The sequence below is a fragment of the Pedobacter soli genome, from assembly GCF_900101435.1.
GTDB lineage: Bacteria > Bacteroidota > Bacteroidia > Sphingobacteriales > Sphingobacteriaceae > Pedobacter > Pedobacter soli.
The window spans coordinates 32,116-47,630 of record NZ_FMZH01000014.1; the positions used below are offsets into that span (position 1 = coordinate 32,116).

Below are 15,515 nucleotides of genomic sequence, written 5' to 3' on the forward strand. Positions count from 1 at the left end.
TGTTTTTGTGTGTTAAGACTCTGAACTTAAAGCCTGGCCCCATTCTGATGGGTTTAAGCGCCATTTGCTCAATAATTCCATGTCGCTTTTCGCAATAATGCTGTGCTCGGCAGCATATTCGATTAATGCACCATAGTTTGATAGAGTTAAGTAACGGCATTTTGCAGCTGAAAAATTTTCATCCGCTTTTTCGAAACCGTACGTAAAGATTGCAGCTAAACCGGCAACTGATAAACCTGCGGCTCTTAAAGCCTCAACAGCCTGTAAGCTGCTTTTTCCGGTTGAGATCAAATCTTCGATTACCACCACACGTTGTCCTTCTACCACTTCACCTTCAATTAAGCTTCCGGTACCGTGTTCTTTGGCTTTCGATCTAACATAGATAAAAGGAAGGCCTAATTCCTGAGCTACCAAAACGCCTTGCGGAATTCCTGCTGTTGCCACTCCGGCAATCACATCTACCGAGCCAAACTCTTCCTGAATGGCTTGTGCAAGTTTCTGACGGATGTAAGTTCTAACCTGAGGGTGGGAAAGGGTAATCCGGTTATCGCAATAAATTGGCGACTTCCAACCAGACGCCCAGGTAAAAGGATTATTAGGTTGTAATTTAATTGCCTTTATTTGTAATAAAAATTCAGCTACCTTTAATTCAATATCACTTTTATTATACATGGCCCAAAATTACAGAATTTATATTAACGATAACACCTTGTTTATATCAGATGTTTTACCAGAACAAAAAGAAAAGATTCAACAGCTTGAATTTCAGGATTTTGATTTGCAAACATTTTATAAAAAATTAAAAAATGGGTCTAAAAAAAGCTACATTTTCTTAACAAAGAATCCTCAGGAGACTTTTAGAAAGCTAAAAAAAGATTGTACCATAATTAAAGCGGCCGGCGGATTGGTAGAAAGTGCCAATAACAACTACCTTTTTATTTTCAGGAACAAGAAATGGGATTTGCCTAAAGGTAAGCTCGAGGATGGCGAAAACATGAAAGAAACCGCAGTTAGGGAGGTAGAAGAAGAATGTGGCATTAAAGTTTTAAGGCGGGAAGAAAAGTTGTGCAAAACCTACCATGTTTACCCAATGGGTACCAAAATGGTAATTAAAAAAACGAACTGGTACAAGATGATCGTTAAAGGTGAGCCCAATTTAATTCCACAGAAGGAAGAAGGAATTGAGCAAGCAGTATGGCTGGATAAAAATCATGTTGGTCCGGTAATTAAAAACACCTTTCCATCTATTATGGATGTAATGCGCGCTGGTGGGATTTTGTAGGATATAAAGTTTCTGTGGTGTCAGATATTACTATCTGACGCATTGATAATCAATTAAATAGGTATTGTGAAACTGTCAGGTGGTAACACCCGACAGCACGCACAAAGTTTTCATTAGTGGTGTCAGATATTACGATCTGACACAGCGATAATCAAGAAAATAAATAACTCGGGCCAGTCAGATGGTAACACCTGACAGCGCTTTGGTTCCACTTATTCAAAATCCAGTTCATCTACCACTTTTTTAACCCGTTTTAAATATTTACCATAATAGTACCAGGCCCAAAGCTCGGTAATTATGCCAATAATCAGGATGCTGATAAAACAGTTCAGCAGGACATACACAGGCGAGAGTCTGGCTAATATTTTAGAAAGATCTGCGTTTTCTTCTACCAGGATATAGATTGCACCAAAGGCTACGGCGATAAAAGCTACGATATAAGTTAATGCTTTGTAAAGCTCTATATTCAGTTTCATTTCGTAATAAAACCACAGGATGCTTTTCCTGCTGTCCATGCTCATGTCGTAAGAGTTTTTGTAGAACTTGTAAAACTTAAAAAAGTAATAAGCAGAAAAGCCGCAAATAATAGCATAACAAGCTAAGTAAGCCATTTGTGTCGTGGTAGAAAATGATATCGTCACGGGTAAAAAGAACATAACAACCAGAAAGAAAATCTGGTAAAAAAACTCATGTTTCATTTTTTTTCTGATGATATCGATCGGGGTATAGGCTTCCTTTACCTTTAACATGCTGGCAGAAATGGTTTCTGATCCCGCATCCGGATTATTCCAGTCATTTTTAATGTCGTCAAAATTCATAACCGTTTTTCTTGATAATGATTTGTAATTTTTCTTTGGTTCTGTTGAGGCGGACCCGTGCATTAACTTCACTAATGCCCAGGTTTTCGGCAATCTCTTTATGCGATTGATTTTCGAGAAAAAGAAAAATCAGTGCCTTTTCAACTGCATTTAATTCCTGTACAGCTTTGTAGAGATAGGCTAGTTTTTCTTCTTTCCGATCGCTTTCGTTGTTATCTACCACATCAATGTGTGCATCCAATGGTGTTTTGTCTATTTTCCGCTGATCTTTTTTAAAATAAACCAGGGCGGTGTTTAAAGAAACCCGGTACATCCAGGTCGAGAATTTGCTGTTGCCCATAAAGCTTGGGTTCAGAGCTGCAAGACAATTTCCTGAAACAGATCCCGCTGTTCTTCAGCATCATCCGTATACATTTTCGAAATTTTATGTATAATCGCTTTATGCCGGTTAATCAGGTCGAGAAATGTGCTTTCAGTTTCTTTCATTGAATGTATAACACATTAGTAACAGATTCTTTTAAACGTTACAGATTAAGTTATAAATAATATTTAACCACAGATAAAAAAGATAAACACGGATAATTATTGGCGTCAGATATTACTATCTGATACCTTAGCTGGAATTTTTTACAGAAATACGATAGATAATGGATGAGAAATCTGTCGGATGGTAACATCCAACAGCACGGTCATAGGGGACTAATAAATAACCCTAGTCTGTCAGGTGGTAACACCTGACAACACGCGTAATTACAGAAATTTAAGCGCCTCTTGTGGCACAAAGGGACTCACGTCGCCGTGGTTTCTTAAAATATCGCGTACAATGGTGGAGCTAATGGCCGAATATTCGGGTTTGCTTAACAGTAAAATGGTTTCTACTTCCGGCATCATGGTTTGGTTAATCTGCGCAATGGCCCTTTCGTATTCAAAATCGGCAGCCGAACGGATGCCACGCACCATGTAGGTAGCATTAATTTTGCGACAAAAATCAACCGTTAAACCTTCGTAGGTTTGCACTTCGATGTTCTGATAACCTTCAAAAACGGTATTTAAGATCTGTAAACGCTGCTCTGCGGTAAGGAAGTTCTGTTTCGAACTATTTAAACCAATACCGATTATAATCTTATCGAACAGGGGAGTAGCACGCTGCAGAATGTTTACGTGTGCAATGGTTATCGGATCAAAAGAACCAGGAAATAGCGCTATTTTCATGATTCAAATATAGCTGTTTGTGATGGAATTATTAACCACCAAGACACTAAGGCACAAAGAAGGTTAATTTTTTGCCATGGATGCAAAGATTTACACGGAATTATTTTACCATTAAGAGATTGTGAATATCAAAGCATACTAAAAACTTTGTGTCTTCGTGCCTTTGTGGTAAAAACAATCCAGTTAACTTAATTCAAAGAAACTAAACGATGAATTTCCGTACTTCCTTGTTTCCTGGTAGCCAGGCTGGTTATTTAGCCGCATGTTGCTCTGATGTTCTACTACCAGCAAACCTCCGGGTTTGAGTAACTGTTGTTCCTGCACCAAAACAGGCAGTTGCGGAATATTGGGTAAATGGTAAGGTGGATCAGCAAAAATAAGGTCGTAAGCACCGGTAAGCTGTTTCAATAATTTAAAAACATCGCCTTTACGCACTTCTACCTGGTCAAATTCATATTTCTTTGCCGTATTTTTAACCCAGTTTACGCAACCGTAATCCATATCCACAGCCAGAATGCTTTCAGCATCGCGCGATGCAAACTCGAAAGTTAAATTACCCGTGCCACAAAACAAATCTAAAACTGCACAGTTTTCGAAATCGTAGCGGTTGTTAAGGATATTGAACAAGGCTTCTTTAGCCATATCAGTTGTAGGGCGTACCGGTAAGTTTGCAGGAGGCTGCAAGCGGATCCCCTTTAATTTGCCACCAATTATTCGCATAAATCTAAAGCAAGCAAACCGCTGAAATAGTGTTTGGGCATATCAGCTAACAATTCGCTGTTTTGTTTCCCAGCCGGGAGAAAGAAATAAAGTTGATTGAAATATTTTAACAGGCAGTTGTAATGCTCGTCGTCTTCGTTGATAATGCCCTGAATGTAAACCGGAATGCTGTCGTTTAAACCCAGCTGTTCTATAATCAGCAAAAGGAAATAATTAAATTCTTCGGCATTTTCTGACTGGTAATGGTTTTGGAAAACAACCTTTTTCTGCTTGGTGTACAATACATTGAAAGAAATTGCTGTGAAATCAATCAACAGCGATTCATCTGCCAGGTGGTTAAACAGTGCAACCAATGGTTCTGATTGTGGAAACAGATTCGCGTTTTCAGGTAAATGCGCCTTTACCTCATCATTTAAACAGAAAACGGTATTAAAACCTAAAGCGGGGTTACGTTTGTTGTAGATTTTTGCATCTGTACCCAGGTAGTTGGAGTAAACAGACAGGTTTTCGGCATCAAACCATTCATCCGGAATAAAGATAAAATTAGCAGTATGCACTGCAGCTTTAATTTCGGCATAATTGAGTGAGAGGTACTGATCGGTTTCAAAAGCTGTTTTTAAATCCTCTTGCACATCATCACAGCCTTGTTTGTCGAAAATTAATTTAATCTCATCCGTATCCTTATTTACCACTGCATAAGAAAAGCTATCATTCGTTATTTTTAATAATAAATGGCAGTTTACAGATGCATCAGCTTTAAAATTCGGGTCGACTAATAAAAGGCTGTTGTTACTCATTGAAACAAAAATAGGTTTTTTTAAGGATTAACAGCAAGGTATAGGCTAAATTTTGATTTGGAGGAGAAAGATGTGAGATTGGAGATATGAGATATGAGACTTGAAATTGCATGAAAACCTGACTTTGTTTCTTCACGTCCTGGTGGTTAATATGATAATTGAACTGATTATATTTTTTTAACACAGAATGTGCTGAGGTTTCTATAGTTTAATAAACTATGCAGTAAGGCATAGTTAACCGATTTAAACAGTTAACCAGTTAAGCACATTTTTACCTAAATCAAACCTTTCGGTTATTCAAAAATCAAAATATTCGGCTTAAATTCGGAACATGAGTTACAAGCCTACCTACAAAGCAGCAAACACGATTGCCACCACTATTGAGCAACATTTTATTAAACTGCATAAAAATGCCATTGCACAAGGTGAGGTAGATTTGGCTACCCAGCCCGGCAGTAATGTTATTGAAGCGATTATTGATGTGGCTTTCTGGAGCAGTTTGCGTAAGGAGGAAGGGCATTCACCACGGATCTCTATTGCCTTTTTGCCACCCGATCAGGCTTCTAAACCACTGCGTTTTGCTAAAAAACTGGCTTTAAATGCCAATACTTTAACTAAAATAGCACCGGGGATTGAACGTTCAGGGATCCATTTGGGGGTATGGGAAGAAGATGGCGAGCTGTATATCTGGGGAACTACGCTTAATATCCCGAACTTCTGCTTTGTGGTTGATGTTTCAGAACCGGGTTTGATTGTAATTAAACACCGCAGGATTTATGGCATAGGCAAATTTACCAATGTAGCGGTGCTTAAAGGAGAGCAAATCAGAATTGTGGATGACACAAGCTGTATCAACCGCGATTGCCCGCCTATTTTAAAAGCTTTACTCGATTTAACCGTTCTGGCCAGCTGGAACGATCCGATTAATATTCTTATTCAGTTTGCGGTTTCCATGCGTGCCCATGGGCGCGGCGGAGCCTTGTTAATTGTGCCCAAGGGCGATACCAAGTGGGAAGAATCAATAATTCATCCCATTCAGTATTTGGTTGAGCCTCCTTTCTGTGGCTTGTCCAATCTGGCCAGGCAAAGTGGTAACCAAAGCGAGATTTTCTCACAAGGTGCGGTTCGCCGTGAAGTTGATCATTTAGCTGGTTTAACTGCTGTTGATGGGGCTACTATTATTAATGAAGAATTTGGGCTGATTGCCTTTGGCGCTAAAATTGGTCGGGCAAAAGGTAAACCCACAGTTGAGCAGATTGCTTTTTCTGAACCCATTGTAGGTGGAGAAGATAAAATCCTATATCCTGGTCAGCTGGGAGGTACGAGGCACTTCTCTGTAGCTCAGTTTGTAAACGACCAACCCGATGCCATTGGTCTTGTTGCTTCGCAGGATGGCCATTTTACCATTTTTAGCCACAGCAAAAAACAAAATATGGTAATGGCACACCGTATAGAGACGCTGCTACTGTAGGGAGTATAGTGATAGCATTATTCTTTTGAAAATGTAAGCTACTGCATTTCGGAAAAAGCAGTCCGTCTTTCCATTTAATCTTTTTTGTGAATGTAAATGCTAATTTTGCCGTTAATTGAACAAAAAAGGATATCACTGCAATACGGTTTATTCAACATAACCTGTACTATATACTCAGGTTTCCTTGCAACACCCAAAACAATTAACCATTTCCAGCAATTTAAACAGTTAACCACTGATAAAAAATGATTACCGATAAAAGTCAACTGATTGCCCAGGCTTACGCACATCCACCAACCAAAGAGCAGATGCTTTTTTGCGAGCGGATGTCTGCCTTTTTGCAGGATGATGACGAAGAACGTTGTTTTGTATTAAAAGGTTATGCCGGTACGGGTAAAACCACATCGGTGGCGGCCTTGGTAAAGGTTTTAGCTAAATTTGGCCTCAAGAGCGAGCTACTGGCTCCAACCGGTAGGGCGGCGAAGGTAATGAGCCAATACACCAACCGCAAGGCCTTAACCATACACAAAAGAATTTACCGTAAACGTTCGGCCACCTCGCCCGAAATGCAGTTTCAGCTGGCACCCAATCTGGTTGATAATACTGTTTTTATTATTGATGAGGCCTCGATGATTGCCGATGAGTTTAACGAAACCGGTTCGTCGATACTACGCGATTTGCTGGAGTTCGTGTATAATGATAAGAATTGCTTTTTGGTTTTTGTTGGCGATACTGCACAGCTTCCTCCCGTGGGAAGCTTAGATAGCCCGGCCTTAAACGAGCAATACCTGAAAGATCATTTTTATCTCTCGGTTACTTCAATAGAGTTAAAAGAAGTAGTGAGGCAGGAAAAAAAGTCGGGCATTTTGGCTAATGCTACCATGCTGCGTAACCAGATTGCTAAAAACCCTGAAAAGCCTTTACCTAAATTCCTGACTAAAAATTATCAGGACATTTACAATATGCCCGGTGCACGTTTGGTAGAAGGGCTTGAATATGCTTACCGCAAATTCGGCATTGAAAATACACTGGTGGTTTGCCGCTCCAATAAAACGGCCAATGTGTATAACCAGCAAATCAGGGCACGCTTGCTTTACCGCGAAGAGGAGCTAACCGGTGGCGACCAGATTATGGTGGTTCGGAATAATTATTTCTGGCTGCCCGATAATGATGAAACGGCTTTTATTGCCAATGGCGATATGGCTCGGGTAATCCGTGTAAGGGGAGAAGAAGAGCGTTATGGCTTCCGCTTTGCCGATGCTACACTCGAATTTATGGATTTTCCGGCTGCGGGGCAGATTAGCTGTAAGGTAATGCTCGATACGCTGAATTTAGAATCGGCCAATTTACCTTATGAGCAAAATAAAAAACTTTTCGATGGGCTTAACGAAGATTACGAGCATATTGCCAATAAGCGCCAAAGAATGCTGGCCATTAAGGCTGATCCTTTTTATAATGCCTTACAGATTAAGTTTGCCTATGCAGTAACCTGTCATAAAGCACAGGGTGGACAGTGGGAAGCTGTATTTGCCGATCAGGGTTATTTAACCGAAGATATGATCGATCTCGATTTTCTGCGCTGGTTATACACCGCTGTAACCCGTGCAAAAAAAGAACTATATTTAGTCAATTTTGCGCCACAGCTTTTTGCAAAGACGGCACAGGAAGATTACTATTAAAGATGATCATTCGATTGATTATTTTGGAGTTTGTTTTAATGAGAGACCCTGAAATAAATCCGATAGCTATCGGATCAGGGTGACGGTTAACTAAAAATAAATATTAACCAAATTATACTATGAAATTTGCTTTTAGCCTCAAAAACAAAGTTAAAATTGCCTTTTTGCTGTTCTGCATCATGTGCTGTACGCTGCTGATTCGTTTTCTGGAAGATAAAAGTGTGAAGAAAATCAACGAATCTTTTATTTCAATGTATAACGACAGGCTGGTGCCGGCAACCGATCTTTATTTTATTGCTGAAAACCTGTACCATAAAAATGAAGTGCTCCAGGATGCTTTTATTACGGATAGTACAATACCTGTTGCGCATACCATTTCTAAAATAGACCAGCATAATCAGAAAATTGATTCGGCAATGCATAAATACGGGCTAACCTTACTGGTAAAACAGGAGAAAAGCTTCTTAAACGATTTAAAAAATGCACTTGCTGTGCAGAAAGCACTAGAAAATAAAGCGCTGAGCCTGGGTATTGCAGAAGGTAAAAAAGTTTACGAATCGGTTGGACGCAGTGCTGCCCATCAAACTTTCGATAAGCTTTCGGCTCTGATTAAAATCCAGTCGAAGGTAGGTGATGAACTGATTAAGGATTCGAAAATCTTTGTTTCAGGCACTAAGGTTTACTCTACCATGCAGGTTATCCTGGCCATTGCAATCGGGATTATGATTGTGGCCATTATTTCGGCATCAAATGCAGTTAAGATCAATAATGAGAAGTTTAATCTGAATTGATTTTTAGCCACATATTAGACTGACCAAAGGTCATTATTTTTTTACCACTAAGACACAAAGTCACTAAGTTTTTTTGCCACAGCTGCCCACCGTTCAGGTAGAGGAAACACAGATTTAAATCTGTGTTAATCCTTTTTATCTGTGGTTGAATATTGTAACTGATGCACGGAAAACACAGAAAAATAATCCGTGTTAAATCTGTGCATCTGTGGCTAATGATACGGAATTACTCCGCATCATCATCGCTTAACAATCTGATCGAGTCATCAGAAAGCATAATTAAACGCTCTTTGTATAAAGAACCAATGGTTTTCTTAAATGCACTTTTGCTGATCTGGAAACGGTGGTAGATCTCTTCAGGGGAGCTTTTATCGCCCAGCTCAATTACACCGCCACTCTTTTTAAGTGCAGCTAAAATCACTTCTTTCGAATCTAAAATATGGCCGTAACCACTTGGCTGTAACGTAAGATCAATTTTACCTTCTACACGGATTTTTTTAATCCATCCTTTGCGTGTATCGCCAATCTGGATGTTATCAAAAACCTCGTTGTGGTACAATAAACCAATGTAAGTATTGTTAATAATGGCATTAAAACCCAGGTCGGTTTCTTCGGTAATCAATAAACTTACCTCGTCGCCTTCTTCGAAATCGAAATTTTCTTCTTCTACAAAATCGTAAAGTTTAGATGAAGCCAGTAAACGGTCGTTACTTTCATCCAGGTAGACGTAAACTACATATTTATAGCCTTTTTGCATCGGCCTTTTTTGTTCACGGTCTGGAACATAAACGTCTTTATCAATACCTAAATCCATAAATACGCCATCCTCGTCCGATACAACCTTTAAAAAAGCAAAATCGCCAACCTCGGCGTAGGCTTTTTGTGTAGTTCCCGTTAAACGGCCATCTTTTTGTACAAATACGAAAACAGAGACATTATCGCCAATTTCGAGCCCTTTGGGTACGTGAACATAGGGCAGGATCACCATTTTATCACCATCGGTTAAATTTAAACCAGCTTCGCTTTTACTTAATACTCTTAATTCGTTGTATTTTCCTATTTCAATCATTTTTTGTGGGTTTAACCATTTTCTTCAATGGCTTTTGCTCTGCAAAGGTAACAATCTTTAGAGGCTATGCCCGATTTAAATTTTTAATAACGATTAGCCAACCAAATTTGTACAACTATGCCGGTCTACCCTGCATAAGCCTGTGGTTTTTAGCCCTGACAGAAGCGGGCACGCAGTAAAGCGGATGGCAGGACTGTACTTTAAAAAAAGCGAATATTCCTGCGCTTCAATTTTAAAAAAAAACATCCGATTCCCAAATTGCGGGTGTTCATTAAATTTTTTATATATTTTAGCAGCTTATCTAAATATGATCCATATATGAATAAGCAGATTCCAACATTTTTTCTAAGCGACGAGTATTTTATTGACGAAAAAGTAAACTTCTTAAAGTTTGCGAATGAGTACAAGGTTTACAACGACCAGGGTGCACAAATCGGTATCATTAAACAGCGCATTAGTGGCTGGCAAAAGGCCCTGACCTTATTAATTGATAAGCGCATGATGCCTTTTAAACTGGAAATAACGGATGTAAACGACCAGTTACAGGCAACCATTAGCAGAGGCTGGACTTTCTGGATGTCGAAGATTACCGTTACCGATCCGATGGGTGTTGAAGTGGGCATTATTAAACAAAAATTTAAGTTTTTTAAACCTACGTTTACCATTTCGAACCCGGTTTCGGGCGATGAGATTGCCAAAATAACCGGCGATTGGAAAGCCTGGAATTTTAATATCACCAATAATGCAGGTGCCGAACTGGGTAAAATTAACAAGAAATGGGCTGGGGCGATGAAAGAAATATTCACTACGGCCGATAAGTATAATGTTTCTATTGATCCCAATTACGCAGAGAGCGACCAGAAAGTGGCCATTGTAGCTACTGCCATCACCATTGATATGGTTTTGAAGGAAAGCAAATAGCGGTTAATTGCTCAAATTGTTAAACTGTTTAATTGTTGGGAGTGCCAATAATTAAAGTGAGCGAATTATTGAGTGAGGGTTTGCATATACATTCGCTCATTCAATAATTCAATTATTCAATCGTTTATTCATAATTTTCTTACAAACGAAATCAAATAATTGGGTTAAATTTGAGGTCAACAATTTAAGGTACCTCGTTGAATGGAAAAACCCAAAGCAGCCAAGAAACCCAGTATTTTCAGTTTATTGGGAAATTACCGCGGCCTGATATTAATGCTGATCCTGTTTGCCTTGCTTAGTAATGGTATAAACCTGCTCTTACCCAAAATCATTGCACACGGAATCGACTCTTATACCAACAAAACATTTCACCTTCAATCTATTCTGCTTCAATTTGCCGGTGCCATTGCACTGGTTTTTATCTTTACTTATTTGCAGAGTATTGTACAAACCTATGCATCAGAGCGGGTAGCGCGCGATTTGAGGACTAAACTTTCTGATCAGATATCGAGGCAGAGCCACGCTTATATCATTCAGGCCAATCCCTCAAAGTTGTTAACCAACCTTACCGCCGATGCCGATTCGATTAAGATGTTTGTTTCGCAGGCCATTGTTTCTATCTGTTCTTCTATCTTTTTAATTCTAGGTGCAAGTATCCTGCTTTTAAGTATCAACTGGAAACTGGCACTTTGTGTTATTGCCATTGTACCCATTATTGGCGGGGCTTTTTTCTTTGTGTTGAGCAAGGTACGGGTGCTTTTTAAAAAGAGCAGGGAAGTAATCGATTGGTTAAATAAAGTAATCAGTGAGAGTATTTTAGGTTCGGCTTTAATCCGCGTTATTAACTCGCAACAACTCGAATACAATAAGTTTTTAGATGCAAACGCCAAAGCCAGGGATTTAGGACTTTCTATTCTGCGCCTTTTTGCCGGTCTTATTCCCATCATCATATTTGTTTCCAATTTATCGGGCTTATGTATTCTGGTTTTGGGAGGTCATTTTGTAATCACCGATTCGATGAGCCTGGGTGAGTTTGCCGCTTTTAGCAGCTACCTGTCGCTCATTATTTTTCCTATTTTGGTTATAGGTTTCATGAGCAATGTTATTGCCCAGGCTACAGCTTCTTACCAGCGTATTGAAAGTGTATTAAACGCCGCAGAAGTTAATCATCCTGGTACCTTAACCACCACATTGGAGGGCGCGGTAGCGGGAAAGAATATCAGCTTAAACTTTGGACAAAAACCTATTTTAAAAGACGTTTCTTTTACTGCCAAAGCAGGTTCTAAAACGGCCATTATTGGCCCAACAGCAGCAGGTAAAACGCAACTGCTTTATATTTTAACCGGTTTAATTGAGCCCGAAAGCGGCGAAGTACTGTTTGATGGCCACGAAATTAAAAATTATAACCAGGAAGAGTTTCACAAGCAGGTAGGTTTTGTATTTCAGGATAGCATTATGTTTAACATGAGCATCCGCGAAAATATTGCCTTTAGCGATACCGTTACCGATGAATTTTTGGCCAAAGCCATAGCCACAGCCGAGCTTAAAGATTTTGTGGAGGCATTGCCCGATCAGTTAAACACCATTATCTCTGAGCGGGGCAGCAGCCTGTCGGGTGGACAAAAACAGCGCATTATGCTGGCGCGTGCACTCGCACTCAATCCTAAGGTTTTGCTGCTCGATGATTTTACTGCACGGGTAGATACCAACACTGAAAAAAGGATTTTAGCCAACATTCAGCAAAATTATCCCGGTTTAACCCTGATTTCCGTTACCCAAAAAATAGCTTCTGTTGAACATTATGATAAAGTAATTTTGCTGATGCAGGGCGAAATTATTGCAGAAGGAACCCATCAGGAATTGCTGAAAAGCAGTCCTGAGTACGTTCAGATTTACAATTCACAACAGAGCACCAGTAACTATGAACTACAATCTTAATCAGCTTAGCGAAAAGCGCGAGAAGCAATCGACTTTTAAATCGCTTAATAACCTGCTTAAACTGATCTCGGCCGAGCGTAAAAACCTTTGGCTGGCGCTTGTTATTATTTTAATTAACTCAGGTCTGCTACTATTGGGGCCATTGCTGGTCGGCCACACCGTTGATACTTACATTCGCACCAAGCAGTTTCATGGTGTACTCGTTTTTGGTGGCATCTTGCTGGGCATGTATATGGTTGCAATGGTTACGGGCTATACGCAAACCAAATTAATGGGCGGGATAGGTCAGCGGATGTTGTATACCTTGCGTAATGCCATTTTTAACAAACTGCAGGAGTTTCCGGTTTCATTTTTTAATGAAAACAAGGCTGGCGACCTGATTTCGAGGGTAAATAACGATACAGATAAAGTAAACCAGTTTTTTTCACAGTCGCTCATGCAGTTTATCAGTAGCATTGCAACCATGATTGGTGCAGGTATTTTCCTGCTTTCCATCAATTTCGAATTGGGTGCAGCAACACTGGCGCCTGCTGTAGGGATTGTACTTTTCACCATCACCCTATCACCCTGGGTTAAACGGAAAAATGCTGTAAACTTAAAAAGTATAGGCGGTATGAGTGCCGAAATTCAGGAAAGCCTGAATAATTTTAAGGTGATTATTGCTTTTAACCGGCGCGATTATTTCAGGAAACGTTTTGATGAGGCCAACAAACAAAACTATAAAACTGCTATTGCTGCAGGTTTGGCTAACAACATTTTTGTACCGGTATACGGGCTCTTATCAAGCACAGCACAACTGATTACGCTGTTATTTGGTATTTATTTGATCTCTGCAGGCAGTTTTACATTGGGTTTATTGGTGAGTTATATTGCTTACACCACCAATTTTTACAATCCATTGCGGCAACTGGCAGCCCTTTGGACGAGTTTTCAGGTAGCAATGGCCAGCTGGGACCGTATTTCGCAGATCTTAACACTCGAAAGCGATTTAAAGCAGATCGAAGATAAAGAAACTGCATCGTCTGATGCTTTGCTCGAGTTTAAAAACGTACATTTTTCTTATGATGAATCGAAAGAGATTTTGCACAACATTAACCTCAAATTCGAGAAGGGTAAAACTTATGCGCTAATTGGGCCAACTGGTGGCGGCAAAACCACTACGGCCTCTTTAATTTCGCGCTTATATGATGCTACTAAAGGTACGGTGCTGCTAAATGGCAAAGATATCCGTTCATTTTCGACGGCTGAGCGTACACAAAAAATAGGCTTTATCTTACAGGAGCCCTTTTTATTTACCGGAACAGTGAAAGATAATATCCTGTACGGCAATAGTCAGTACCAGCATGTTAGTGATGAGGAACTGGAGAAAATAATTAAAGAAGCCAATTTAAATGCCCTGCTGGCCATTTTTGATGAAGGATTGAATACACCAATCAACTCTTTAGCAGATAGCATTAGTTTAGGACAGAAGCAGTTAATAGCCTTTATGCGCGCTGTGCTGCGCAACCCCGAACTGTTGATCTTAGATGAAGCCACGGCGAATATCGATACCATAACCGAACAACTTTTGGGCAGCATTTTAAATAAGCTGTCGAAAGAAACCACCCTGGTTATTATTGCACACCGTTTAAATACCATCGAAAATGCCGATGAGATTTATTTCGTAAACGAAGGTGAAGTACAAAAGGCCGGAACATTAAACGATGCACTAAATATGTTACTCAAAGGAAAGCGCGTAAGTTAATATTTTTATAGACCTTACAGGTTGGTAACCTTTAAGTCTAATCAAATCATCATTAATGAAAAGATATTTTTTCGCGCTGGCATTTTCGGCCATTAGTTTAGCGGCAGTTGCGCAAACCCCGAAACAAAACATTTTTGTTCAGGATAGCTTAAAACTGGTTTCATCGCAGTTTAAATTTACCGAAGGTGCTTCGGTAGATAAGCAAGGCAATGTTTTTTTTACCGATCAGCCAAACGATAAAATCTGGAAATATGGAACAGATGGTAAACTGACGGTATATATGGATAAATCGGGCCGGGCCAACGGTACTTATTTTGATAAAAAAGGCAATTTAATTGTTTGCGCCGACGAGCACAACGAAATCTGGTCGATAGATAAAAATAAAAAGATTACGGTACTTTTCAGTGATTTTGAAGGTAAAAAAGTAAATGGTCCAAACGATATCTGGCTAGATGCAAAAGGCGGTATTTATTTTACCGACCCTTATTATCAGCGCGATTACTGGACGCGTAAATCTCCTGAAATTGAACCTCAAAGGGTGTATTATCTGCCGAAAGGTAAGAAAACAGCTGTTGTAGCTGCCGATAATGTTTTGAAACCTAATGGAATTGTGGGCACACCAGATGGAAAGTTTTTGTATGTAGCTGATATGAAAGCCAACAAAACTTACCGCTATAACATTGAGCCTGATGCCTCTTTAAGCAACCAAACCCTGTTTTTAAACCAGCACTCGGATGGGATGACTCTCGATACCGATGGCAATCTGTATGTAACCGGAAAAGGTGTGAATATCTACAAACCATCGGGCGAATTAATTGGCCACATTGATATACCAGAAGAATGGTGCGGAAATATTTGCTTTGGTGGAAAACAAAGAAATATCCTTTTCATAACTGCTTCAAAATCGCTCTACACTATTCCGGTAAATGCGAGAGGAGTAGAGTAGGCCGTTCAATGGCGTTTAAACTTAATTAGTACCTAAAAAACTCTCTGAATTAAACTTTATTTTTTTTCTGTTCAGTTTATTCAGACGCCAAAAATATTAAACGCATTAATTAGTTTTGGGTTCCTAC

Annotated in this window: 15 protein-coding genes; 8 read left to right on the top strand and 7 right to left on the bottom strand. The window is 39.6% G+C overall.

What is annotated here, in order from left to right; translation table 11 throughout:
* Positions 1-12 precede the first annotated feature (12 nt).
* Entirely contained in the window at positions 13-672 is a 660-nt protein-coding gene (gene pyrE / locus BLR37_RS21890; RefSeq protein WP_039478623.1) for an orotate phosphoribosyltransferase, read from the bottom strand.
* On the opposite strand from pyrE, the gene BLR37_RS21895 reads away from it, so the two are divergent.
* Positions 671-1,282 (top strand): NUDIX hydrolase, encoded by a 612-nt coding sequence (locus tag BLR37_RS21895; RefSeq protein ID WP_039478621.1) that lies wholly within the window; start codon positions 671-673, stop codon positions 1,280-1,282. The genes pyrE and BLR37_RS21895 overlap by 2 nt on opposite strands.
* 212 nt (positions 1,283-1,494) lie before the next feature.
* Here BLR37_RS21895 and BLR37_RS21900 read toward each other — a convergent pair whose 3' ends face one another.
* The 5 genes from BLR37_RS21900 to BLR37_RS21920 form a co-directional block, all read right to left on the bottom strand.
* Positions 1,495-2,100, bottom strand: coding sequence for a hypothetical protein (locus BLR37_RS21900; protein WP_090772398.1), 606 nt, complete (start codon positions 2,098-2,100; stop codon positions 1,495-1,497).
* On the bottom strand, positions 2,090-2,440 hold the full coding sequence (locus BLR37_RS21905; protein ID WP_244154730.1) for an RNA polymerase sigma factor: 351 nt from the start codon (positions 2,438-2,440) through the stop codon (positions 2,090-2,092). Before BLR37_RS21905 ends, BLR37_RS21900 begins: the two co-directional genes overlap by 11 nt.
* A gap of 410 nt (positions 2,441-2,850) precedes the next feature.
* Positions 2,851-3,312, bottom strand: coding sequence for a pantetheine-phosphate adenylyltransferase (gene coaD / locus BLR37_RS21910; protein ID WP_090772400.1), 462 nt, complete (start codon positions 3,310-3,312; stop codon positions 2,851-2,853).
* Between the two features lie 183 nt (positions 3,313-3,495).
* Positions 3,496-4,032, bottom strand: coding sequence for a 16S rRNA (guanine(966)-N(2))-methyltransferase RsmD (rsmD, locus tag BLR37_RS21915; protein WP_090772402.1), 537 nt, complete (start codon positions 4,030-4,032; stop codon positions 3,496-3,498).
* Positions 4,023-4,829 (bottom strand): DUF3822 family protein, encoded by an 807-nt coding sequence (locus tag BLR37_RS21920; protein WP_090772404.1) that lies wholly within the window; start codon positions 4,827-4,829, stop codon positions 4,023-4,025. Before BLR37_RS21920 ends, rsmD begins: the two co-directional genes overlap by 10 nt.
* A 331-nt stretch (positions 4,830-5,160) precedes the next feature.
* Between BLR37_RS21920 and BLR37_RS21925 the strand changes: the two genes are divergently transcribed.
* The 3 genes from BLR37_RS21925 to BLR37_RS21935 all read left to right on the top strand — a co-directional run bounded on the left by BLR37_RS21925 (position 5,161) and on the right by BLR37_RS21935 (position 8,770).
* Positions 5,161-6,300 (top strand): putative sensor domain DACNV-containing protein, encoded by a 1,140-nt coding sequence (locus tag BLR37_RS21925; protein WP_090772406.1) that lies wholly within the window; start codon positions 5,161-5,163, stop codon positions 6,298-6,300.
* A gap of 245 nt (positions 6,301-6,545) precedes the next feature.
* Positions 6,546-7,979 (top strand): ATP-dependent DNA helicase, encoded by a 1,434-nt coding sequence (locus BLR37_RS21930; RefSeq protein WP_039478606.1) that lies wholly within the window; start codon positions 6,546-6,548, stop codon positions 7,977-7,979.
* Positions 7,980-8,098: 119 nt separating this feature from the next.
* A complete protein-coding gene (locus BLR37_RS21935) occupies positions 8,099-8,770 on the top strand; it encodes an MCP four helix bundle domain-containing protein (protein WP_090772408.1) in 672 nt (223 codons plus the stop codon).
* A 226-nt stretch (positions 8,771-8,996) separates the two neighbouring features.
* Here BLR37_RS21935 and BLR37_RS21940 read toward each other — a convergent pair whose 3' ends face one another.
* On the bottom strand, positions 8,997-9,839 hold the full coding sequence (locus BLR37_RS21940) for a CvfB family protein (protein ID WP_039478602.1): 843 nt from the start codon (positions 9,837-9,839) through the stop codon (positions 8,997-8,999).
* A gap of 318 nt (positions 9,840-10,157) precedes the next feature.
* On the opposite strand from BLR37_RS21940, the gene BLR37_RS21945 reads away from it, so the two are divergent.
* The 4 genes from BLR37_RS21945 (at position 10,158) to BLR37_RS21960 (ending at position 15,388) form a co-directional block, all read left to right on the top strand.
* Positions 10,158-10,760 carry an LURP-one-related/scramblase family protein gene (locus BLR37_RS21945; protein WP_039478683.1) on the top strand — a complete coding sequence of 201 codons (603 nt, stop codon included), beginning with the start codon at positions 10,158-10,160 and terminating at the stop codon, positions 10,758-10,760.
* A 201-nt stretch (positions 10,761-10,961) separates the two neighbouring features.
* Entirely contained in the window at positions 10,962-12,698 is a 1,737-nt protein-coding gene (locus tag BLR37_RS21950; RefSeq protein ID WP_090772410.1) for an ABC transporter ATP-binding protein, read from the top strand.
* A complete protein-coding gene (locus BLR37_RS21955) occupies positions 12,682-14,442 on the top strand; it encodes an ABC transporter ATP-binding protein (protein ID WP_090772412.1) in 1,761 nt (586 codons plus the stop codon). Before BLR37_RS21950 ends, BLR37_RS21955 begins: the two co-directional genes overlap by 17 nt.
* Positions 14,443-14,497: 55 nt before the next feature.
* Positions 14,498-15,388 (top strand): SMP-30/gluconolactonase/LRE family protein, encoded by an 891-nt coding sequence (locus BLR37_RS21960; RefSeq protein WP_090772413.1) that lies wholly within the window; start codon positions 14,498-14,500, stop codon positions 15,386-15,388.
* The last annotated feature ends 127 nt before the right edge of the window (positions 15,389-15,515 follow it).

Excerpts from the sequence above, each read along its gene's own strand:
- BLR37_RS21930 (WP_039478606.1), top strand. The coding sequence starts at position 6,546 with ATGATTACCGATAAAAGTCAACTGATTGCCCAGGCTTACGCACATCCA.
- BLR37_RS21960 (WP_090772413.1), top strand. The coding sequence starts at position 14,498 with ATGAAAAGATATTTTTTCGCGCTGGCATTTTCGGCCATTAGTTTAGCG.
- rsmD (WP_090772402.1), bottom strand. The coding sequence starts at position 4,032 with ATGCGAATAATTGGTGGCAAATTAAAGGGGATCCGCTTGCAGCCTCCT.
- BLR37_RS21940 (WP_039478602.1), bottom strand. The coding sequence starts at position 9,839 with ATGATTGAAATAGGAAAATACAACGAATTAAGAGTATTAAGTAAAAGC.
- BLR37_RS21925 (WP_090772406.1), top strand. The coding sequence starts at position 5,161 with ATGAGTTACAAGCCTACCTACAAAGCAGCAAACACGATTGCCACCACT.
- BLR37_RS21905 (WP_244154730.1), bottom strand. The coding sequence starts at position 2,440 with ATGGGCAACAGCAAATTCTCGACCTGGATGTACCGGGTTTCTTTAAAC.
- coaD (WP_090772400.1), bottom strand. The coding sequence starts at position 3,312 with ATGAAAATAGCGCTATTTCCTGGTTCTTTTGATCCGATAACCATTGCA.
- BLR37_RS21935 (WP_090772408.1), top strand. The coding sequence starts at position 8,099 with ATGAAATTTGCTTTTAGCCTCAAAAACAAAGTTAAAATTGCCTTTTTG.
- BLR37_RS21900 (WP_090772398.1), bottom strand. The coding sequence starts at position 2,100 with ATGAATTTTGACGACATTAAAAATGACTGGAATAATCCGGATGCGGGA.
- BLR37_RS21920 (WP_090772404.1), bottom strand. The coding sequence starts at position 4,829 with ATGAGTAACAACAGCCTTTTATTAGTCGACCCGAATTTTAAAGCTGAT.
- pyrE (WP_039478623.1), bottom strand. The coding sequence starts at position 672 with ATGTATAATAAAAGTGATATTGAATTAAAGGTAGCTGAATTTTTATTA.
- BLR37_RS21955 (WP_090772412.1), top strand. The coding sequence starts at position 12,682 with ATGAACTACAATCTTAATCAGCTTAGCGAAAAGCGCGAGAAGCAATCG.
- BLR37_RS21950 (WP_090772410.1), top strand. The coding sequence starts at position 10,962 with ATGGAAAAACCCAAAGCAGCCAAGAAACCCAGTATTTTCAGTTTATTG.
- BLR37_RS21895 (WP_039478621.1), top strand. The coding sequence starts at position 671 with ATGGCCCAAAATTACAGAATTTATATTAACGATAACACCTTGTTTATA.
- BLR37_RS21945 (WP_039478683.1), top strand. The coding sequence starts at position 10,158 with ATGAATAAGCAGATTCCAACATTTTTTCTAAGCGACGAGTATTTTATT.